The 19,745-nt window shown below is 60.7% G+C and carries 18 protein-coding genes and 4 pseudogenes; 11 read left to right on the top strand and 11 right to left on the bottom strand.

The window, feature by feature from the left end; translation table 11 throughout:
* Nucleotides 1–68 precede the first annotated feature (68 nt).
* Together SB822_RS33785 and SB822_RS33780 are read left to right on the top strand one after the other, a co-directional pair.
* A complete protein-coding gene (locus tag SB822_RS33785; protein ID WP_242681980.1) occupies nucleotides 69–251 on the top strand; it encodes a hypothetical protein in 183 nt (60 codons plus the stop codon).
* A gap of 475 nt (nucleotides 252–726) precedes the next feature.
* On the top strand, nucleotides 727–909 hold the full coding sequence (locus SB822_RS33780) for a DUF2934 domain-containing protein (protein WP_086910621.1): 183 nt from the start codon (nucleotides 727–729) through the stop codon (nucleotides 907–909).
* A 97-nt stretch (nucleotides 910–1,006) separates the two neighbouring features.
* Here the strand turns inward: SB822_RS33780 and SB822_RS33775 are convergent.
* Nucleotides 1,007–1,240: pseudogene (locus SB822_RS33775) on the bottom strand (glycoside hydrolase family 15 protein); the annotation flags it as partial.
* 749 nt (nucleotides 1,241–1,989) lie between these two features.
* Between SB822_RS33775 and SB822_RS33770 the strand changes: the two are divergent.
* Nucleotides 1,990–2,643, top strand: a complete 654-nt coding sequence (locus SB822_RS33770; protein WP_410856582.1) for a MarR family winged helix-turn-helix transcriptional regulator — start codon at nucleotides 1,990–1,992, stop codon at nucleotides 2,641–2,643.
* A 351-nt stretch (nucleotides 2,644–2,994) separates the two neighbouring features.
* On the opposite strand, the gene SB822_RS33765 is transcribed toward SB822_RS33770, so the two are convergent.
* The 4 genes and pseudogenes from SB822_RS33765 to SB822_RS33750 form a co-directional block, all read right to left on the bottom strand.
* Nucleotides 2,995–3,447, bottom strand: a complete 453-nt coding sequence (locus SB822_RS33765) for an SET domain-containing protein (protein WP_410856601.1) — start codon at nucleotides 3,445–3,447, stop codon at nucleotides 2,995–2,997.
* 85 nt (nucleotides 3,448–3,532) lie between these two features.
* Nucleotides 3,533–3,787: a hypothetical protein gene (locus SB822_RS33760; protein WP_086908700.1), complete on the bottom strand. Its 255-nt coding sequence runs from the start codon at nucleotides 3,785–3,787 to the stop codon at nucleotides 3,533–3,535.
* A gap of 219 nt (nucleotides 3,788–4,006) precedes the next feature.
* Nucleotides 4,007–4,468: pseudogene (locus SB822_RS33755) on the bottom strand (hypothetical protein); the annotation flags it as partial.
* Between the two features lie 262 nt (nucleotides 4,469–4,730).
* Nucleotides 4,731–5,516 carry an H-NS histone family protein gene (locus tag SB822_RS33750; protein ID WP_086908702.1) on the bottom strand — a complete coding sequence of 262 codons (786 nt, stop codon included), beginning with the start codon at nucleotides 5,514–5,516 and terminating at the stop codon, nucleotides 4,731–4,733.
* A gap of 419 nt (nucleotides 5,517–5,935) precedes the next feature.
* Here SB822_RS33750 and SB822_RS33745 point away from each other — a divergent pair, with 419 nt between their 5' ends.
* Nucleotides 5,936–6,262, top strand: a complete 327-nt coding sequence (locus tag SB822_RS33745) for an H-NS family nucleoid-associated regulatory protein (RefSeq protein WP_410856581.1) — start codon at nucleotides 5,936–5,938, stop codon at nucleotides 6,260–6,262.
* An 847-nt stretch (nucleotides 6,263–7,109) separates the two neighbouring features.
* Here SB822_RS33745 and SB822_RS33740 read toward each other — a convergent pair.
* Nucleotides 7,110–8,570, bottom strand: a complete 1,461-nt coding sequence (locus SB822_RS33740; protein WP_410856580.1) for a UvrD-helicase domain-containing protein — start codon at nucleotides 8,568–8,570, stop codon at nucleotides 7,110–7,112.
* 333 nt (nucleotides 8,571–8,903) lie between these two features.
* Here SB822_RS33740 and SB822_RS33735 point away from each other — a divergent pair, with 333 nt between their 5' ends.
* Nucleotides 8,904–10,301, top strand: a complete 1,398-nt coding sequence (locus SB822_RS33735) for a hypothetical protein (protein ID WP_086909851.1) — start codon at nucleotides 8,904–8,906, stop codon at nucleotides 10,299–10,301.
* A 337-nt stretch (nucleotides 10,302–10,638) separates the two neighbouring features.
* Here the strand turns inward: SB822_RS33735 and SB822_RS33730 are convergent, their stop codons facing one another.
* The 4 genes and pseudogenes from SB822_RS33730 to SB822_RS33715 form a co-directional block, all read right to left on the bottom strand.
* Entirely contained in the window at nucleotides 10,639–11,106 is a 468-nt protein-coding gene (locus tag SB822_RS33730; RefSeq protein ID WP_086909848.1) for a Fur family transcriptional regulator, read from the bottom strand.
* A gap of 635 nt (nucleotides 11,107–11,741) precedes the next feature.
* On the bottom strand, nucleotides 11,742–13,367 hold the full coding sequence (locus SB822_RS33725; protein WP_410856579.1) for a response regulator: 1,626 nt from the start codon (nucleotides 13,365–13,367) through the stop codon (nucleotides 11,742–11,744).
* Entirely contained in the window at nucleotides 13,364–13,774 is a 411-nt protein-coding gene (locus tag SB822_RS33720) for a hypothetical protein (protein ID WP_410856600.1), read from the bottom strand. Before SB822_RS33720 ends, SB822_RS33725 begins: the two co-directional genes overlap by 4 nt.
* 315 nt (nucleotides 13,775–14,089) lie before the next feature.
* Nucleotides 14,090–14,397 (bottom strand): annotated as a pseudogene (locus tag SB822_RS33715) (hypothetical protein).
* A gap of 322 nt (nucleotides 14,398–14,719) precedes the next feature.
* On the opposite strand from SB822_RS33715, the gene SB822_RS33710 reads away from it, so the two are divergent.
* The 3 genes and pseudogenes from SB822_RS33710 (at nucleotide 14,720) to SB822_RS33700 (ending at nucleotide 15,800) form a co-directional block, all read left to right on the top strand.
* Nucleotides 14,720–14,965, top strand: a complete 246-nt coding sequence (locus SB822_RS33710) for a hypothetical protein (protein WP_410856578.1) — start codon at nucleotides 14,720–14,722, stop codon at nucleotides 14,963–14,965.
* 26 nt (nucleotides 14,966–14,991) lie between these two features.
* Nucleotides 14,992–15,201, top strand: a pseudogene (locus SB822_RS33705) (hypothetical protein).
* A 155-nt stretch (nucleotides 15,202–15,356) separates the two neighbouring features.
* A complete protein-coding gene (locus tag SB822_RS33700; protein WP_410856577.1) occupies nucleotides 15,357–15,800 on the top strand; it encodes a hypothetical protein in 444 nt (147 codons plus the stop codon).
* A gap of 1,028 nt (nucleotides 15,801–16,828) precedes the next feature.
* Here the strand turns inward: SB822_RS33700 and SB822_RS33695 are convergent.
* The gene (locus SB822_RS33695; RefSeq protein WP_410856576.1) at nucleotides 16,829–17,416 is read right to left on the bottom strand and encodes an HPP family protein; all 588 of its coding nucleotides are present in this window, start codon (nucleotides 17,414–17,416) and stop codon (nucleotides 16,829–16,831) included.
* A gap of 522 nt (nucleotides 17,417–17,938) precedes the next feature.
* Between SB822_RS33695 and SB822_RS33690 the strand changes: the two genes are divergently transcribed.
* The 3 genes from SB822_RS33690 (at nucleotide 17,939) to SB822_RS33680 (ending at nucleotide 19,499) form a co-directional block, all read left to right on the top strand.
* Nucleotides 17,939–18,658, top strand: coding sequence for a hypothetical protein (locus SB822_RS33690; protein WP_086909974.1), 720 nt, complete (start codon nucleotides 17,939–17,941; stop codon nucleotides 18,656–18,658).
* Between the two features lie 92 nt (nucleotides 18,659–18,750).
* Entirely contained in the window at nucleotides 18,751–19,065 is a 315-nt protein-coding gene (locus SB822_RS33685; RefSeq protein WP_086909975.1) for a transposase, read from the top strand.
* Nucleotides 19,062–19,499 carry an IS3 family transposase gene (locus tag SB822_RS33680; RefSeq protein WP_086909976.1) on the top strand — a complete coding sequence of 146 codons (438 nt, stop codon included), beginning with the start codon at nucleotides 19,062–19,064 and terminating at the stop codon, nucleotides 19,497–19,499. The genes SB822_RS33685 and SB822_RS33680 overlap by 4 nt, the downstream gene beginning before the upstream one ends.
* Nucleotides 19,500–19,745: the final 246 nt, after the last annotated feature.

Here is a 19,745-nt window from a genome sequence, read left to right as displayed (position 1 = left end):
TCGACGAGCGCGGCAAAATACGTCTATATACCGAGTTAGCGGCGTCAACAGTCATTGAGAGGTTGAGCATGGAGACGAAACTCACCGCCCACTTGCCAAACGTCGACGTAGAAGTCACGCGACGCAAATTGCCCGAACTGGATGCAGAAAGCATGGCGATTCATATTCCGGGCGTGCCATCCGTCGAAGCCGCCGCGTGGTGGTTGCTACAACCGGATCTCTTCTTGCTGGCGTCTCCGTTGCCGATGTGATCGATGTGGATGCGCACGTGGCAACCATGGCTTGCTCCCATTGCAATGCCCGGGGACGCCGCGCAGGAACATGAGACGCAGCTGACGGATGAGGATATCTCTGCAATGCGTAGCTATCAGGCGTTACGGTGTGCCGAACGCGGCCGGCGCAGATTCCGCACGAGGCGGCACTGCTCGACATAGGGTACGACAACCGCCTCGCCGATCGGACTTTTTCGCGTATTATCTTATGAAGTAATGCGCCGTCCATGGTACTTACTTCGATTCGCCCACCGCTTATTTCCATCATATTGTGATGGAAATAAGCGACGGTGAGTCCACTCTATGGCGACGTTGTTTTCGCTCAGGGCAGCCGCGACGGATGGAGAACCGCTGCTTTTCCCCACCATCGCCGGCTTGTTATCCTGTTCTTTACCTGTCTCGCGACGACCATGCGCGCCGGTTCCGCGCATCGCAACCGCATGGAGTTACTGAAATGAGCGAAATCACTCTGGAAGAAAAAATCCGCGCGCGCGCTTTCGAACTGTGGCAACAGGACGGGAGCCTCGAAGGATGCGCAGACGAGTACTGGCACATGGCCCGCGCGCTGGTCGAAAAGGAAACGGCCGCCCCTGACGCAGCCCGGGCCGGTGATCCGGAAGTCCCTGCGCCGGGCTGACCGATCGCCTGAAGTACGCGACATCGGCATTGTTGCACCGCGGCCTGGTCATCACTTTTTGCGTGAGTGATGTTGCCGCTCGTGCGTGACCGCGTGTGAGTGTCAGACCGGTGTTCAATAGTGCAATGTGGGAAAACGCCTGCGGAAAGTTTCCGACGGGTCAACGCAAATGCATATCCTGTTCTTCGGATAGAAGGCCGACGTCGTTCGTCAGGCTGAGCAGCCGCTCAAAGAGCGCGCGGGCCTGGTCGCGCTTGCCTTGGAGGAACAGGTTGTCGGCGACGAGAAAGGCATCCTCACCTTCACCAAGTCCGTCATCCGTGTGCTTTCGGGGTGCGCCGAACAGAGCCATCGGCGGGCTCGTTGACATTTTCGTGCTCTCGCATCGACGGCTCGGGGTCCTATCCGCGAACCTGGCGGGTGGCCACGCGTTTCTGTCAAAGTTGCCAATCCGGTTGCAGTGTGCCGTTCCCATCGATGTGCCGATCGGACACGTCGATGGAATTACTCAATGAGCATCATGCGAGAGACTCGCATCGATGGCGACATCCACCGCCACGATTCGATTAGGTATCCTTTCGTGACGAGCGTATGCATTGGACTCTCGGAACCCGGAGATGGTACATGCCCGGCGGTTCGCGGAGCGCATCCCGGAGACCGCTAATGCGTCCGGGTCTCGCTTGCCGGGTTGGTGTTGCCTACCCCCTGAGGAAGCTCATTGAAGACAAGAGGCTTGGGATGACCCTATCAACTTTTTGAAAAATCCGCCTGGAACGCCCGGGCTATTAAAATTTTCCATAAACATACTAGTCGTCGCCGCCAAAAGCGCGATAATTAGCTGTACGATTTTCGTCTCTCTGCATAGAATGTGTCTCGTCGCGATGGTCGTGAAAAGCCGCTTGTCTGCACTGGAGCGTTGACAGCTCATGCGGATCAGGCCTCAACGGCGGGACAGTTTGAAGATTGCCGGAATCTGCGTGACGGATCTCGGCTTGCTGACTCCACAGGCTGTCAGCGGGCTATCGCTTATCGCAGATCGACGGCCAGGCACTGGCTGCCATCAACAATGAACGAGCGACTATGAGCGAAGGCGTGTACGGAGAGCAGGCAACCGGGCGGGTGACGCACAGCCTGCTGCGGCTCAGCACGGCCATGCGAAGCCAGGCGTGGGAGTGGGCGGAAGGCGCCGGTCTGACGCCCACCCAGGGTGAGATCCTGGTACTCCTGATGCAGCGCAAGGGGCCGATGCGTCTCGGCGAAATCGCACGCGAGACCGCGCTGACAGCCGCGACCACGAGCGATGCTGTGAGCACGCTGGAAAGCAAGGGCCTGGTGGAAAAGCGCCGCGCACTCGACGACGGGCGCGCACTCGCCCTGCGTCTGACGACGCGCGGCCGCACCGCGGCCAGGCGCGCCGTGCAATGGCCGGACTTCCTCGCGAAGGCAGTCGGCACGCTGCGCGACGAAGAACAGTCGATGTTCTATCGCACGCTGCTGAAGACCGTGCGCCAGCTCGAAGTGCAAGGCGATATCCCGCCGCACCGGATGTGCGTGACCTGCTCGCACTTCGAACCGGGCAAGAACCCGAAGAAGACGCCGCATCACTGCATGCTGCTCGATCTGTCGATGGCGGATACCGATCTGCGTCTGGACTGCTCGGTGCACGAAACGGCCGACGCGGTCACACAGAAAAAGAACTGGAAGATCTTCGTGCAGCCGACCGGGATGCGCTAGTCTGCGCGCTCCGGCCGCGGGTGGCACGATGCGCGCTGTCGTGCCTGCTGATCTTGTGTCGTCCGCGGATTAGGCGAGGCAAGCAAGGAGCGCAATGCCACAGCGGAACTGGCTCGCCGGCAAAGTGCAGCCCAACGTTTTGCCCCACCTGGTCACGCTCGACCACGCAGGCGCAGACCGGTGATCGGGTTGCAGGGGTACGCGACGCAGGTCGCGTACGGGCCCGTTTGCGAACGGCCGATGGCGCTCCTATCCGGCAAAGGCACTATGGGCTGCTGACGCCTCCTTGCGCAGTGAGCTTCGACCGACTGGCGCACAGCGTTCTGCGGCGCTGGCGCTATCCCGACCTGCCTATCGTGACCCTTTTCCTGCGACCATCGTACCTCGACATCGCCGGGCTCCACAGTAACAGGCATACCGATCGCGAAGTGCCTTTGACATCTTTTTATCACTGACCAGAGCATAGTCGATGCTCAACTCTTCACCGGCGTCAATCTTGCGCCGGGCGCAAATGAAGATTTTCTGTCCGTCCAGCTCCGGTACGCAATTGGGATCGCATGAATGGTTAATCCATCGTGCGCTATTGCCACTGGCGGCACCGTCGATGACGTGACCATCTCCGATATCGAAAAGGAAGGTGTGGTCCGGTTGCGCAAGATCCCGGGGCGCGCCGCTCATCGCGGCTTCCCGTGGAACCCGTTTTCCCTTGCACTCGCAGACCAGTTCCCCGCTCAGGATCGTCACGGTCGCGAACACGCCTTTACCGTGAATGGATGAGCTGCGTACCGAAATACGACGTCGCATCTTCATCTGATGACTAGCGATCGTTGTTGCCGGGAATCAGTTGCGGACATCGCGAAAAGCCGCAATACGTCGGCTTCCTCTGGACTCAATGGCCGTCAAAGAGGTCTGGAATCACGGGGCTCGCCTCCTGTCGCGGCGGCATCGTGCCGCTCCGGACCTGCGACAGAACATCCGGCGGGAGCCAGGTAGCCTCAATCGAGCCGATACCGCTCTCGATCATCTGCTGCAGGAAAAGCGACTGCTTGCGTCCGGTCGTCTCCGCCAGTAGCCGCAACCGTTGCTCGATCTTTGGGGTGACGCGTACTGCGACCACCAGCTTGTTCCCGGCGGTTCTTTTCACCGCATGCTCCTGTATTCAGTAATCGTCCTGGGCGATGCGTCTATCAAGGGTGAGTCACAGTTTGCACCAGCAGGGAAGACTGCGACACGCCGCAAAAGACCCCTCCCCTCATACCCCTTTATCGACGGTGTCGGTTTGGGTCCCGCCCTATCCGCGAAGCGGGCGGGCACTGCTTGCCGGACACCGCACCGAAACTTTGCATCGCGGAAGTAGTGGTTTCGCGCGCTTTCGCGCCGCCTGTTCGAATGACTCACCCGCCCGAAAACGCTCCAGACGGTCACTCGCGTCCCCGATTGCGGCGAGCGGCGCGCGTTCCATCTGATAGTCGTAGGTCGCCGCGATCGTGGCAAATTGCCGGAAACCTTCTTCGTCGAGCGCCCACACGTCGGAATCGCGACCACGATCGAATGCGGCGGAAAGGATGCTTTCAGCGTCCCGCATCTGCTCGAACGTCGCATCGCCATATCCCGCTTCAGCCAGCAGGCCAGTCAGGATCATCACCTGGCATAGCGTCTGTGCAGCATTGACGTTGCCCCTTCCGCGCCGCATGGCATCGAGCGCGACATGCACCTGCAGACAGACACGGTCTGCCTCGGCGTGCGGCATGGGTAATAGCATCGCCTTGCTCCGGCGCGTGCGTGCAGTCTGGGTCGTTCTTGCAAATGGGATCGTTCTGGCCATCAGGTGGATGAGGTATGTTTCCGGAAGACGTTGCGTCCGAATGCTACACCATACCGTCCTGCAGTACCGACGCCGGGCTACCGCAAACGGACAACCAGGGCCGCGCTGCCGTTGCTCATATGCAGACGGTACAGGCCTCTTTGCCGCAGTCAGGCGAGCGGCGATGCGACGACGGCCGCGGGATAACGGTGCCCGAACTGTTCGAGCAGGACGGAGGCGTCCTGCCCATACCGAACCTCTTACGACAAGTGGGCTGTAGATATCAGGCCGAGACCGTTGCCGAGGCCATATCGCTGGTCGGTGCAACCACTTCCGGACTCTGCAGTGCCTTTTTTACAGGCGCTTTCTTCGTCACGGGCTTCTTCGCCTGGGCTTTTCTGACTGCGGCCTTCTTCGCCGGCACTGGTTTTGTCACTGCCTTGACCTTCTTTGCAACGGCCTTCTTTGCGGCGACCTTCTTTCCTGCAACCTTTCTGGTCGCGGCGTTCTTCACCGCTGCCTTCGTGGCCGGAGCTGACTTCGGGGCCGACGATACCTCTTCCGCTGCTGCGATCAGAAACTTCGAACGATCCCTGGCACCAGCCAGCCATGCCGGCGCCGGACCGCGACCACTCCATGTCGCCCCACTCTTCGGGTCACGGTACTTCGGCGCCTGGGGGCCCTTCACATAGTTGCCAGCCTTTGCGGGTTTCTTCGCAGCAACGGCCGGTTGCGCATGTTGTGCAGCACTGCCGTCGATCAGAAACTTCGTCCGGTCACGTGCGCTCGCGATCCATGCCGGCGCGCGGCCGTGCCCCGTCCAGGTGGCACCCGTCCTCGGATGACGGTACTTTGCCGACGCTGCTGGCCTGACAACCGTCGCGACGCCTTGCTTGCGACCACGCTTCCTGCCGCCGGTATGCGCTTCGATGTCGGCAATGGTCAAGCCATGCTTTTCCATGAGGTCACGAATTTTCGCGATGACGCCGGACGACTGCTTCGCGGCAAGCGCTTCGGCCTGGGCCTGCAACCTGGCGATTTTCGCCTGCACGTTTTCGAGCGTAGCCATTCTTTCCTCTTTCTGTAGTATGTAGTAGTGGCCGAACTATGCCAGCAAGTAAGACGCACGTCGATAGCGGCACGCTACAATTGAAAAAGGCTCAGACTCAGAACGAACAATCCGGTTGCTTCGTCGGCTTTGGTTAATCTTTGGCTAAGGCAGGACCAGGGGATGAGCGACGACGATCGCTGCGCTACGAAAGCGGCTATAGCCGGACCGCTCGCACCCGGCTTCACTCAGCCCCGGCGCCGCAACCGCGACTTCAAATACGTGGCCTGACGAGATAACTGCTGCTTTAATCTTCTGGAAAGGAGCGACTGCCGCTCCCCGACTCAGCGCGATTGAACAGAGCAAATCCGCTTCAGACAACAGATTGTCCGCCGATCATGTGGAAGAAACAGTCGGACCGTACTCACGGATGAAAACGAATGGATGAACGTAAGCGGGACAGCATAATCGCTTATCTCCGCCACCGGATGGAAGAATATGGCATTGAGCCGGACGACCTGGCTTCAGCGATAGCGGGCGATCAGGTAAGGCAGAAATCAGCCCGGTATCAAAATGCAACGGGGGATACCTGGACAGGTGACGGGGAAATGCCCCAGTGGCTGAAGCAGGCGATGAGCGCAGGACAAAGACTCGAGCATTTTGAGATGGTATCGGCGTCACCGATGCAGGATAGCCAGCGAAAGACGACCGACTGGCGCGACGACCCTTTCGCAGGGAGTCCACTCGCGCGGCACCACGCCGACTGACGAGTACACCTTCTCGCGCTGGGCGAACGCCGGCTGCGACAGATGGATTCGATAGCGCGGGCCCTGGTGCCTTCCAGGCTGCGGGAAACAGCGATGATGGAAAGGCTGTTCGATACATCGCATCGCGAGCATCCCGGCTCGCCCGGATCTCGAGGTTAGAAGCGGCGCGACTCCTGGAAATCCTCACCTTTTATCGACCTGGGCACGCGGAAGGGTGACGTGTGCCTGCCCGCCTTTGAAATGTGCCAGGCCAGGTGGTGTTGCGAAACAATCATCTGAGTACATGTTTCAAGGCATTTTCCTGACACACCGATCGTGCTGCGTCATAGAATGAATCTGCTTGCCGTATGAACAGATTCGCAGGCGCCTGTTAATTCGAAAGAGAGTCGACCACGACCATTGCGTCACCGTCGCGGTCATCCCAAAGGTGCGCCGTAACAGGGTGTTCAACGTAACCAGTTGCTGACGTCCCACGGTCGGGCCTGCAAGGGCTTTTCTCGCGGCCCCGGTACAATCAGAACGATCGAAGCCCTCAGCGGATCATTTCGACGCCGGACTCAAACCCGATGCCAACGGAAGCCCCCTCGCCGTTCGTTCGCCTTTCTCCCGACGTCGTCTTCAGTCGGGAAGTGCTTGGCCGTCGGCTCGAAGAGGAACCGTTTTCGCTCTCCGGCAGCGCTGTGCGTCCTGCGTCGAGGCCCCGGGTAATCACCCGGAAAAGCGCAGTCCGGTCCGACGTCGCTCCCACTGGACAGCCATCCCTCTTCTGAGCATCGCTGCACTTCGACGAATCGCGGCCGACGAGCTGAACATCCTCTTCATCCAATTCTTCCGCGAGCGATCAGATTCATGATCTGAACAAACGCAGGAGCGCTTCGCGAAGGTCCGATACGTCCAGCACGTGCTGCGCGCGTGTGAACGCGACGTAGAGCAACCGCAGCTCGTCCTCCTCAACAGTCAGGCGACCATCGACGTATTTGAACAGAAAATCGTTGATGACTTTCACCCGCTTCCATTCGAGGCCCTTTGCCCGGTGCACCGTGGAGATCACGTAATCGGCCTGCGGTTCAGACGTAATCCGTTGTGCCAGCGAGCGCAGATAGCCGGTTCCGGATTCATCGACAATCCGCACGACGGGAAGCAGATCGACGCCGGCTGCGCTGCGAGCGAAAGTCTGTGCATCCTTCCACGTCTCAAACAGCGAAAATGCGGCAGGTCGGTAGGCCCGCCGCCCCCCGAGCAGTCTGTCTGCCCCATCTGCATACGCGACGATTTCCGCGGGACTCATGCGGATTGACAGTCGGTGGCCCGCCTCCACGCCCGCGGCCAGATGCCAGATGGCGGACACATTCTTGCGGCAAAGGATGGCATCAACGGGTGGAGCGACCATCGGGTCTTCGACGATGATCGAGCCGATCGTGCCCTGGCCGCGAACGGCTGTCTGCTCGCCCAGCAGCCCGAGTAGCCGGCTGGCGAGCGTGGCGAAGGTGTGACCGAAACGGAAGGACTCGGTCAGCGCGTGTTGGGGTGCATCGATCTGCGCCATGGCGTTCACTGCGCCACGCCATTCGTAGATCTGCTGGTACGGGTCACCAACGTAGACGATCTGGGCATGTGGCTGCCGGTTCAGAAGCCACAGCATCACGCCATCGCTGTCCTGCGCCTCATCAAAGAGGATGAAGTCGGATTCGATGCGCGGATGCCCCTGCGCCCAGACCTTCAGATAGACGTCGGCAATGATGGCGCTGCGGCCACGCGGGTCCGTACTCTCACTCCACAGACGCGCGACATAGGGGCTCAGTCCTTCCCGCAGCCAGTCGGCGGCTTTATCGTCGATCTTCTCGTCGACGGGAACATGGATAGCCTTCGGCGCATCGTCAGCCGAGCGGCAGAACCTGCCCAGTCCATCGACGATCATGCGACCGAGCTCGAACGGTGTGAGTTCGACGGTCTTTCCCGTCACGAGGGGCACCACTACCGGACCGATGCCATAGCGAGCAGCAAGTTCGTGAGGCGGCTCCGCGGGGTGGTTCACCCGCGCGGCAAGCGCGGGCGACACTGATCGGTAGGCCAGCGCGTGGACGGTTCCGGCCATCACGTTGGGCGGAAAGCCGCGCCGCGCGTGCTCTGCAATCTCGCGGTTAAACGCCAGATAGATGCCACGCTGATGCGCGAGGCGGTTTGCGACAAGCCGCAGTGTCGAGGTCTTGCCCGCACCCGCGTACGCCTTGATCTTGAGATTGCCGCCACCGGCGACAGCATCGACGATTGCCTGCTGCTCAGGTGTCGGTCTTATCAAACGAGCCATTTGCAGTTCGGGAGCGGATGAACCGACAGTCTACGCGGAACGCACAGGCCGCAACTGCAATGCGCTGCGCCAACCAGGCAACCACGGCGTCCAGCGAACTCGCCAGAATCCGGTCCGTCCCTGGAGTCGTCGTCCCGATCGCCGCGGACGGGTTGCACATCGGGTGAAAGTCCTGCGGCGTTCATTCCTCGAACCTGCCGCGCATTGCGTCCCAGGATGACCGCCGGGGACCGCATGCAGCACTGCCCTCTGCCAGGCAAGGCGTTTTCGACGACATCGCCTCGTCTATAATCAGGATACCCAGAATATCCACATCGCATGGAGCCGTACTTTATGAGTCAAGCCCGCGGGCGATATGCGGGATCCCGGCGCGACGGCCAACGCCAACCTCACCACGAGAAAAAACCTCCGCCCCAACGGTCGGGACCTCCGTATGTGAAGACGCCTCCCCGAGATGCCGCCCAGACTGCCTCCATCTTCAAGACTCGATCGTTCCAGTTTCTGGTCGACGTAGTAGGCGCAGAGAATATCGCCATAGCACTCGAATCGAACATGACGCGCGTGGCCGAACTGATGAAAGGCGAGCGGTTCACGCCTGAGACCGCCTTTCACATGGAAACCACGCTTGGATTACCGCATGGCTTCTTTGACCAGCCCAATCCTGCGCTCGCGGACGAGACCATCGCCCGTCTGAAGTCACCGCTCGACTTCGTTCAGATCGATGAAGGATTCGCCGCAGCGTCCGAAGCACTTGAACGGGCGCCTGCCAGGACCGTCGACCAGCAACCAGTTCCCGAAGATAGTTTGTCCGAGGAAGCGCACATGCCAAAGAAAGTAGTGGGCGGGCCGCCCAGCGCCGTCAAGAACAGTCGAAGCGGAACGGCCGGACAGCCTGAACCTCGTGCGCCGCGCAAAGCGTCGCCTTCGAAAGACAAGGCGTCTCCCAAAACGCCACAACAGCAACCGCTGGCATTGAGCGACAGCGCCGATGCGGAGAACATCCGACGCGCTAACCTCCACCTTCTCACCGGTCGCAACGGATCGAAAGTAAGACTTGGCGTGGTGATGGAAATGAGCGGATTCAACATCGCCGATCGGCTACATGGCAAGAAGCGCATGGACAGCGTCGAAACAAACCGGTTCACGGAGCGACTGGGATTGCCAAGCGGCTGGCTGGACAGTCCGCGCACGGAAGCCGAGATTCCGGAGTCCGTGTCGCGTATGCTTGCGCCTGCGCCGCGCGGTCGCGCATCCGTTCAGCAACATGAGTCGCCTGCGCAAGCAACGAACGATGGCGTACAAGAGACACTCGCCGGCGGGAAGGTGCGCACGAGGCGCGAGCGTGCGACCGCCCTGGATGATTCGGAAAGCCCCTCCCCTGTTTCGGCGGATGCCGCAGGCGAGCAGGAGACGATCGTCGTCAGCCCGCAAGACCATGTGAATGGTTTCTCCGACGACCTTGCCGGCCGCTCACCTGAAGAAAGTAATGGCGAGGCACCGGCAGCCACATCTGCGCCCGCTGAGTCGATGCCCGAGTCGTTGCCCGTCTCCGCAGCTCCGCTGCAAAACCCGGCTCCACTCCCCTTCGCTACCGTAACCAGCCTGGACAATCTTACCGGTATCGCACCGATAGCAGAAGCATTGATCAAGACGCTGGCGGGTAAGGCACGCACGGGTCGACTGGACGAATTAAAAGCCCTGGAACTTTTACAGCAGGCGGTCTTGTTGTAAGTCGTTGGCGGCGTCGATCGACCAACGACGCCGCCGCTGATCCGACGTGAGCGCCAGTCTGGATTTGCGCCGAATTGCATGAGTCCCAGTGAGACGGGAAACGGTTGTGACCGGGACTCACGAATTCGCAACACCACCAGATGACGCGGCCGCGGGCGGCCCGGAACGACGCCTTTTGCAGGCGCGAAGTTCAGGCCGCCCGCGTTCGCCTGCTTTGACCGACTCCACCGAAACACGCGGAGCGGCGGGTCTCACGACGCTTTGTTCGCTAGGCGCAAAGGAGCGCCGCCGGCAATGCTCACGGTCACCGAGGGAGCTTGCTGCGAAAATCCTGCTGTTACCTCACGCGCGGTTCCGTCGGATGAGCACGCGCTGCGCAATCCGCGCATACACCCCGCAAAGCCAGCGTCTTGCCGACGAAGCGCAAGCCAAACTCCTTCGCGATGGCGGCTCGCCGCCGATTAATCGTCACGTCAGAGAATTCTTCGACGCGGCCACACACGACACAAACGAGATGATCGTGCACCGTGCCAGTATTCAGCTCGTAGAGGCTGTGATGCTTCCCAAGTGGCACATTCGCGACGAAGCCTGCCACCACCAACTGATTGAGCACGCGATAGGTGGTAGAAATGTTCATCCGCTCGCCCTTCCTGGCGATCTGGCGGTGAATCTCCTCGGCGCCGAAATGTCCGTGCTCCGCCTGCTGCAGATAGTCGAGGACGGCAACTTGCGCCGACGTGCCCAGCAGCCCGGCTCGCTTAAGCGCGTCAAGTGTGTGAATCGGTGACGAAGAGTGGGGCGACATTCGAAACCATCAGTTAGGTCATCCCAAGATCGGGATTTCAGCATATGACATCGGGGCCGACATTTCCGGAACCTCGTTGATTGCGATTTGCATTCAACATAGCACGCAGTGCGTGCGCGCAGGCAGCGATGAGTATTGGTGGACTTCTTAAGATATGTCAGACCCATGGTGTTCTTCAGCCCGGCTGCCCAAGCGTAGAGAGGGCCGACAGGCGAGCGGTTTGTCAAATACTTTCATGGCAACGGATTCAATTCCTCCGCAGCGTACTGGTCAGGAACATGGTATGTCAATCCGGCGACCGACGCGGACCGACGCGGCCACTGTCGTTGACAATTCGTGAGCGAGACGTTCCGCGCGAAGCGGCCGTCGAATGAACCGAACAAGGAGATCCGGCCAACCCTGAGCCACGATCGGTAACGTTTGCGTCATTCGCCCTGGAAAAGAGCTCGCCTTGGCGCCTGCAACTGTATCACTGCAGCATGTCGAGCGTCGTGTGGGAGTCGGTTCTGCAGTGCGGGTTGAAATCTTTATACAGTACAACTAACGTGTTGTTTTCATCCTCAATCACGCGGTTGCGATGATCTGCCCGTGTCCGCTACGGACGATCACATGATCGTCTGCAATGAGTATCCTGGTCATGTTCGAGGTCCGCCATCGAGCGGAACGTGAATCGAAACCGTGGTGCCCGCGCCCGGCGCGCTGTCGACCGAAAGCGATCCGCCGATCAGCCGCGCGCGCTCGTTCATGCCGAGCAGTCCGTATGAATAGTCGCGGTGCCCCGTCTGCTGATCGAAGCCGCGTCCGTCGTCACAGACATGCAGTTCGAGCCTCTCCGCCGTCGAGATCAGCGTCACCTCCACGCGCGTTGCGTCGGCGTGACGTGCGACGTTGGTCAGCGACGCCTGCACGATGCGGAACAGGGCCGTTGCATCCGCGTCTGGCAGCGCGAGTTCACCGCCTTCGATGCGCAATTCGCAGGCAATGGCATTGCGCCGGTTGAACTCGTCGACAAGCCATTCGAGTGCCGACACGATACCGAAGTTGAGTGCGGCGGGCCGCAGATGGCTCGCAACATTGCGCACCATCGAGATCGTGCCTTCGACCAGTTCGCGCATGTCGTCGGCTTTTCTTTTCGCTTCCGCGTCGTCCGCGATGCGCATCTTGAGCAGCGACACGTCCATCTTGAGCGCAGTCAGCAACTGGCCCAGTTCATCGTGAATTTCCATCGCAATGCGCTTTCTCTCCTCTTCGCGGATCGCCTCCATGTAAGCGGACAGCTCACGCTGCTGCTCGCGCGATTCGACGAGTTCGTGTTCCATCTGCTTGCGCCCCGTGATGTCGTTCAGACCAACGTAAATCGCCGGGGAGTCGTCGTAGGTCGCGACGCGCGCCGTCGCCATCGCCCAGAACTGCGCGCCGTCGGCGCGCCGGAACCGCACCTCCGCGTTACGCAGGCTGCCTTCCGTCCTCAGATGCTCGACCAGATGATCACGCTCGCCGGGATCGACATAGAAATCCTCGATATTGGCCGACATGCCTTCGTTCATACCGAAAAGTTCGCGCAGCGGCTCGTTCGTGTACAGGATGCATCCGTCCGGCATCGACGTGATGCACAGCGGCACGGGACTCGTTTCGACAATCGCTCGAAAGCGTGCCTCGCTTGCCTGCAGGCGTGCGTCGGTGCGCCGCCGCTCGTCGATCTGCGCCTGCATGTCCGCGTTGGCGCGCGCCAGTTCTTCAGTGCGCAACGCGACACGCCGTTCGAGATCGTCGCGCGCTTGCGATAGCGCAGCCTCGGTTTCCTTGCGCACGGCGACTTCCGCGAGCAGTTGCCGGTTCTGCGCGAGAATCTGCTTGTGCATCACGCGCAGTTCGAGGTGTACGCCAACGCGCGCCAGCATCTCGTCGACGCGCAACGGCTTGGTCACGTAATCGACGCCGCCCGCCGAAAAGCCTTCGACGCGATCCTCGTTGCCCGTCAGCGAAGTCATAAATATGACGGCGATATCGCGCGTTCGCTCATCACACTTGAGGCGCCGACAGGTCTCGAAGCCGTCGATGCCCGGCATCTTCACGTCGAGCAGGATCACATCTGGCTGCGAGAAGACCGCGCGCTCCAACGCTTCGATACCGTCGAGCGCCACCAGCACGCGAATGCCGCGGGCCTCGAGGCTGTTCACGACCACGCCAAGATTCGCCGGCGCATCATCGACGATCAGGATCGTGCCCGCATGCGCAACTGGAGCGGTGAGATGGCTCACGATGCAGTGTTTCCTTCCAGATACCGCTCAACGAGTTGCAGGACCGGCTTCGACCGATAGGCGCGCGCCGGTTGATGCGGCCGCGCGGCGAACGTCGCATGCGGCGGATCGCTTGCCGCGATGCGTTCCGTCCACTGGGCGATGCCGTGCAAACCCGAGATGCGTGCGAGCAGCACGTCGAAGTCCACCGCCTTGGTGATGGACGCGTTAGCGCCTGCATCGTCGCCCACGGCCACGACCATCGGCATGCTTGCCGACTGCGCCTCGCGCACTTCAGCCGCGTGAATGTCTGCGAGGCGGAGCATGTCTTCCAGTTCCGGCTTCAGCTTCAGTTGCGGCTGATCAAGCCGCCATAGCGCTTCGCCGCGGCTGTCGCGATAGCTGCCATCGACGAGACGGTTCTGAATCTGTGCGATGCCGCGCTCGTAGTCGCGAATCGCGCCGCACCGCCGTCACGACCAGCGTAATCGCGCAGCTAAAGACGGGCACCGTCGGGAGCAGCCGCGCTACGCTGTGCCGCACTTAACGGAGCCCGCTACGGCATGCGTCGAAAGCTCCCCGCGAGTGCCGAGGTTGTCGGTGTCCCATTCTCCACTCGATACCAGAGCCCGGTCTACCGCGCGCACGTCGGCTTTCAAGCGTCCGATGGCGACGCGCCCCCCGCGCGCAGCCAGTGCGTCCTGCCCGCATCCTTGCGCGTTCATGCCTGCGTTGTCCGTTTGCTATTCCGGCACCTCGCCCACCGTCATCAGACCGACAGTGCGGGCCGGATGTTCTACCAGTTCGTCGATCAGATCGGCCATTTCGCACAGCGCGTGAAAGCCGTACGCGTCGAGCTGGTCCGCATGATGGCGCCGCGGATAGCGCATCGTTTCACCCACCCGCCGCAAGGCATCCGCGCGTTGTCGGTCAACGGCCAGCAATGCAACAGATACGCGAGCGGCGTCACGTTGCGCGTCTCGCACCCGGTGTCGAACAACTGCAGACAGCGCGAATCGACGCGCTCGACAACGTTCTCCCGCTCGGACAGACAGGCACCATGGCGCGTCGGTTTGACATCGTGTTTCGAAAGCTCATCATCTTCGAAAAGACCTTGCCTCGCAGTCGGCACACACTCAAAGACGGGCGTGTGACATCCTGATTCGCCTGTCAGTAAAACCTTAGCGCCCATTGATCCAGAAAGCCCTGCCAGCGGGTGAAAGCCCTTATATGTCGCTGCTTCATGCTGTTCCGGTTCAGGAAAGCCTGACGGCTGAAATCAGCGCTTCCTGAGACGACATTCCGCCGCCGCCGATTGGGGGCGCGCACCGATCCCCCGTAGCATCGATTCATCGTGCGTCGCGGGGAAAGTCATGGCGGGCAACAGATCGCTGCGCTCTCAGGTCGAAAAACTGGTCGGCTCGACCCGGGGCCACGGGGTGCGCGTGCGTATGCTCAACCGCTCCCGCACGGGCCGAACATGCCGCGTGTGCATTCAGGTCGACCGGCCGACCGGATCGTTTTCACTCTTCTTCTTTCGCCATGCCGACGGCGCATGGCACGTGTTTCCGCCGGGGCACCGCCGTCTGGAGATGGGGATAGGCCGCATGGCGGCCTGATCGCTCAGCAAGCCAGAGACACGCACATGCACGACGATGCTTCGAATGCACTGCCGCAGGACATGATTCGAACTTCGCGCGTGGCTAAGCGACTGGTACGACCATGCGTTCGCCGTGGGCCACATCTATCCGCCCTTCATGCTCGACGAAGCGACTGCCGACCGTCTCGAAGGCTTTTTCAAGGCGGGCCTGACGCCAGCCGAAGGCGCGAGGCGTTCTTCGGCTCCGTGCATTGAGAGGCAAGCAATGAGCTTCGACTAGTTCGACGCTCGCCTGTCGCGCCTGCTGGTCATGATGCCCGTCGGAACGATAGCCGATCTGACGGACGACATGATCGCTGTAGACGGCCACGGACGCTGACGGGCACGAAGACACCAGCGGTGTCGGTCCAATGACGGCCATCGTCGCTGCGATCGGCGATGCTCTGCACTTCCGTGCCGTAGATGCCATCGCTCGAAATTTCCGGAGCCAATCAATGAAGCACCAGATCGTCGGGCGTTATCGGGGATTCGTGATTGAAGCGCGCATAGAGCTGCGGACGGCCCGTTCGCCCGATGGGGTCGCGCTGAAATACCGCGTCTCGTGGTCGTTGCGTAAAGTGAGGTCAAAACAAAAGATCATCGGTGACTTTGCCGATCCCGTCATATACGACTCGGACAGCATCGCTCTCACCTGCGTTGACCGCGCGGCGCGCGCCTTTATCGATGCCATGCATTCGGTTATGCGAAGTAGATCTCCTTGCCGCTGTCTGCGGCCAGTTTGCGTGATCGCCTGCTACGACCAGACGCAGACTGGCCGCAGACAACCTGTGGTTCGCAGGTTGCGACGCTTATGACCTACATCATTTGCAGCCTGGCATGTCGATGTCATTCAGGTCAGGGTGTCCGGTGCCCGGCCAGTGCCGGGTTCGACCATGGTCGCTGGGGCATAATGGCGTTCTTGTATTCTGGCCCAGTCATCGCCCGTTTGCGTGAGTGATGTTGCCGCTCGCGCCCGCTCGTGCGTGACCGCGTGTGAGCGTCAGAGCGGTGTTCACCAGTGCCCCAGCAAAAGCGGTAGTCCCTGTTGCACGAAACACCCAGACGCGTTCCGGCAACGCGGCTGTCGGCGGCGCGACAATTCCGCCGCCCGGCTCATGGACCAGCGCCTTTTGGGGGATGAGCGAGACGTAGAGCACGTCTTCGTATGAGCTCCGGGTGTCCGCCTGTGCCGACCATGCCTCCCAGAATGCGTTGTGATCGACAATTGACGCTGTGCGCCGTCACACACGGGCGGCGTGTTGCGGGGTATCGCTATAGTTCAGAACGAACGACACGCACTCCCCCGCAGCCACAGCTAAGCGACCCATGACGTTGCTGCCTCCGTCGCCGCGCAACGCGGCCGACGTGTCAGCGTCAGCCTGTTTGATCCGCACGCGATGGAGAGGCCTGCCTTGTCATCAAGCCGGCGGATCGCGGGAATCGCGCACCCATGATCAAAGAGCCCCGCGAAGTGCAGACTCTTGGCGGTGGGGGTGCGCGGCACGTATCCATTTCAACGCACCCGGGCACGGACACTGGGAGCGCGGCACAACGCGCGCAAGGTCGGAAACTTTGAATACGAAGTCGTAGTCGAGCCTGGGGCATATCCACTGCGCTCGTGACGACGACATCGCATCGGGTTGGAGGGCGGCCGGCTTCGAATTCAGCAAGGGTGACGCGGAAAGGGGAATAACCCGATGAAGATATGTCTTCCGTTTTTCCCCTTTTGTCTCATTTGCCCTTGATCTCGGAGCCGTCGTTGCCAACTTCACTTTCAATAACAGGTTATTCAGTTTGACGAAATTGAAGATGTACCACAGAAACGGCCTGCGCACGATGTTGATCACCGGCCCGACGCGTGCGGAGCAACCCCGCAATGAGTACCTGCGAGACGACCCGAGACCTCAAGGATGTCAGACTCTGCCAGAATCCCAACGACGTGACCGCGCCAGTCGAGAACCGGCAAGCAGGGACTCCGCTCGTCCATCAGGAGGGAAAATGCGGTCCCCAGGGTATCTGTTTCTCCAACCACATCGACTTCCGCGAGCATGACATCGCCGACGCAACGCGGGTCAATACCGGCTTCCGGGTAGTCGTCGCAGCCGGCCATCAAATCTTCGCGGGTGACCACCCCCCGGAGATCCTGATTGCCGTCAACCACCAGTAGGGCACACAGGCCATTGCGCTCAAGTAGTTCCAACGCCGCGCCGATAGGCGCATCGTGCAATATGACAAATGGTGCACGCATGACCTTTGCACAACTGACCCGACTCCATTCGTCGCGGGAAGCCTGATCCTGCCAGGAGTTCGTCAGCTCGCTCAGCCGTGAGCCGTTCGGCAAGTCTTGCGGCAGTTCGCGTCGTCGGCCCCGCCTTCTCTTTCTGAAGGCGACACGAATCCACCGACGAATCGTTTCCAGATTTGTTGACATTGCAGCCATTCCGCCCGTCCGCGTCAGTTACATCATGTGCAGTCGCAGCACCGAAACCGTTGACCGATCAGCACGTCACGCTCCACTGATTTGGACAGAATCGACATATGGGCGCAATTGGGATTCATCCTCTGCCGGGGCGGATGCCACCAACTGGACGCGATAGACCATGCTGCATTTGCGTCGAGAAGGTCGTTGGATTCTCGCGATTCGCAGGCAAATGCCGAGTCCAAGGTCTACGTCTGTACTGTAGCGTCCTTTCCGCCTGGCGGCACCTGGACGAGTTCACCTCGCTCAGGCCTATATCCTCGCGTTTAACGCGATCTCCGTGCCAGTCAGCAACTGAAGGCACGGCTTGAAATCGGCCGTGAACGTCTGCCTTATGGAAAGAAGCGTCTCATTGGCCTGGAGCGGGTAGTAATGTAATGCGAGGAGTTCGCAATTCGCATCATCTGCTTGACTGTCCCTGGTTTGCGCGCACACTCCACGCTTTATGGACCGCCCTCAAAACGGAGCTCGACGATGACCAGGCCTTTTCAGCAGTGGAAAGTATTGCCCCATGGCAAGCTCACCGAAGTCGACGAAAACGTCCTCACGGTGACCGGTGAGCTCCATATGCCGCTTGCCGACCTTCCGCGACGCATGACCGTGGCGCGTTTGCACGACTCGCGACTGGTCGTATTCAGCGCAATTGCGCTTGATGAGGTCGAGATGCTGGCACTCGAGGAATACGGACAGCCCGCCTTCCTGGTGGTGCCCAACGACCATCATCGGCTCGACGCGAGAGTCTGGAAAGAGCGTTACCCGTCGATGCAGGTTGTTGCGCCAGAAGGTTCCCGGGCGAAGGTGGAAGAAACGGTGCATGTCGACACGACTGACCCAAGCTTCGGCGATCCGGATGTGCAGTTCGTGACCGTTCCTGGAACGCGTGGACATGAGGCGGCGCTTGTCGTACGTACGCCGAACGGTGTGACGCTGGTCCTGAATGATCTCGTTGGCAACATTCGCGATGGATCGGGGTTCGGTGGCTGGCTGCTACGGATGATGGGATTTGCGGGAGATGCGCCGCACATCCCGACGCCGGTGAAGCTGGTCCTCATCGAGGATAAAGAGGCACTACGCGTGCAGCTCCTGCAATGGGCAGAACTTGAGCCGCTGAAGCGCATTCTCGTATCCCACGGTTCACCCATTGAAGATAATCCGAATCAGACCCTGCGCGCTCTGGCGAGCTCACTGGGTTAACCGTCCGCGCACGAACCCGGCATGGCCGCTACGATCTGCGTGAGTGAAGTTGACCCGGGAAAACGAACACCTTTTGATCAGGAGGTGTCGAAATGGGCACGCATCGTACCCCGTACCCGGCGGAATTCCGGGCCCGCATTGTCGAACTGGTGAAGGCCGGACGTACGCCTGAGGAGCTAGCACGCAAGTTCGAGCCGACTGCACAGACGATCATCAACTGGGTCGCGCAGGCTGATCGTGACGCCGGTGTGCGCCATCACGGGCTGACCACGGCCGAGCGGCAGGAACTCACACGGTTGCGTCGCGAGAACCGCCAACTGAAGATCGAACGGGACATCCTCTCTCACGCAGCGGCCTGGTTTGCGCGGGAGACGGGAGCCGTATCACCGAAGGATACGGATTCATGAAGGCGAACCGGGCCCGCTGGCCCATTGCCACGATGGCGCGGCTGCTTGGGGTCTCCACCAGCGGCTATTACGCGTGGCTGGTGCGCGAGCCCTCAGCGCATGCACGTAGCGATGCACAGCTGCTCGCGCGCATCCGTACACTGCATGCAAGCTCGCGCGGCACGTATGGGGCACCGCGGATTCATGCGCAGCTCGCGCGTGAGGGCGTGCATGTGGGACGCAAGCGGGTGGCGCGTCTGATGCGCATGGTGGGTCTTTGCGGCGCAAGCCGGCGGCGCTGGAAGGTCACCACGCACCCGCGCGCGGGAGCCCTCTCTTCATGGAGGATCAACAGCACCTTAAACCCAACTGCAGATCTGTCCGTCGAAACGGGGCAACCTCAGAGAAACGGGGCCGCGTGCTGCCGAACACGGCGGCCTCCCGATTATCGGTAGCACGAACGGGTCGCGTCAGCAAGGCACTTTTGGTACGCCTCCTGGCAGTCTTGCGCGCACCGTCTCTGCTGTTCTGCTACGTTATCGGATCCCTTCGGCCGTCCCGAAGCAGTGCATTGACAGCGCGCTAGGGTGGAATTGCACGTGCTCGTCTGAACCGATATACAACGCTGATCGACTTCCGAGTACGCACTGGAAGAAAGCAAGGCCAGGACGAAAATAGAACTGACGATCAGAATGGGCACG

It is taken from the genome of Paraburkholderia sp. SIMBA_054 (assembly GCF_046534875.1).
In the GTDB taxonomy this organism is placed as follows: Bacteria; Pseudomonadota; Gammaproteobacteria; order Burkholderiales; family Burkholderiaceae; genus Paraburkholderia; species Paraburkholderia hospita.
This window is presented reverse-complemented; position numbering and strand designations above follow the sequence as displayed.

What these genes read in the sequence shown, in the direction of transcription:
- SB822_RS33730 (WP_086909848.1), bottom strand. Translation starts at nt 11,106, where the DNA reads ATGTCGCCCCACTCTTCGTCACCGATTCACACACTTGACGCGCTTAAG.
- SB822_RS33695 (WP_410856576.1), bottom strand. Translation starts at nt 17,416, where the DNA reads ATGTCAACAAATCTGGAAACGATTCGTCGGTGGATTCGTGTCGCCTTC.
- SB822_RS33740 (WP_410856580.1), bottom strand. Translation starts at nt 8,570, where the DNA reads ATGGCTCGTTTGATAAGACCGACACCTGAGCAGCAGGCAATCGTCGAT.
- SB822_RS33685 (WP_086909975.1), top strand. Translation starts at nt 18,751, where the DNA reads ATGGGCACGCATCGTACCCCGTACCCGGCGGAATTCCGGGCCCGCATT.
- SB822_RS33785 (WP_242681980.1), top strand. Translation starts at nt 69, where the DNA reads ATGGAGACGAAACTCACCGCCCACTTGCCAAACGTCGACGTAGAAGTC.
- SB822_RS33690 (WP_086909974.1), top strand. Translation starts at nt 17,939, where the DNA reads ATGACCAGGCCTTTTCAGCAGTGGAAAGTATTGCCCCATGGCAAGCTC.
- SB822_RS33745 (WP_410856581.1), top strand. Translation starts at nt 5,936, where the DNA reads ATGGATGAACGTAAGCGGGACAGCATAATCGCTTATCTCCGCCACCGG.
- SB822_RS33680 (WP_086909976.1), top strand. Translation starts at nt 19,062, where the DNA reads ATGAAGGCGAACCGGGCCCGCTGGCCCATTGCCACGATGGCGCGGCTG.
- SB822_RS33765 (WP_410856601.1), bottom strand. Translation starts at nt 3,447, where the DNA reads ATGCGACGTCGTATTTCGGTACGCAGCTCATCCATTCACGGTAAAGGC.
- SB822_RS33735 (WP_086909851.1), top strand. Translation starts at nt 8,904, where the DNA reads ATGAGTCAAGCCCGCGGGCGATATGCGGGATCCCGGCGCGACGGCCAA.
- SB822_RS33710 (WP_410856578.1), top strand. Translation starts at nt 14,720, where the DNA reads ATGGCGGGCAACAGATCGCTGCGCTCTCAGGTCGAAAAACTGGTCGGC.
- SB822_RS33700 (WP_410856577.1), top strand. Translation starts at nt 15,357, where the DNA reads ATGACGGCCATCGTCGCTGCGATCGGCGATGCTCTGCACTTCCGTGCC.
- SB822_RS33750 (WP_086908702.1), bottom strand. Translation starts at nt 5,516, where the DNA reads ATGGCTACGCTCGAAAACGTGCAGGCGAAAATCGCCAGGTTGCAGGCC.
- SB822_RS33780 (WP_086910621.1), top strand. Translation starts at nt 727, where the DNA reads ATGAGCGAAATCACTCTGGAAGAAAAAATCCGCGCGCGCGCTTTCGAA.
- SB822_RS33770 (WP_410856582.1), top strand. Translation starts at nt 1,990, where the DNA reads ATGAGCGAAGGCGTGTACGGAGAGCAGGCAACCGGGCGGGTGACGCAC.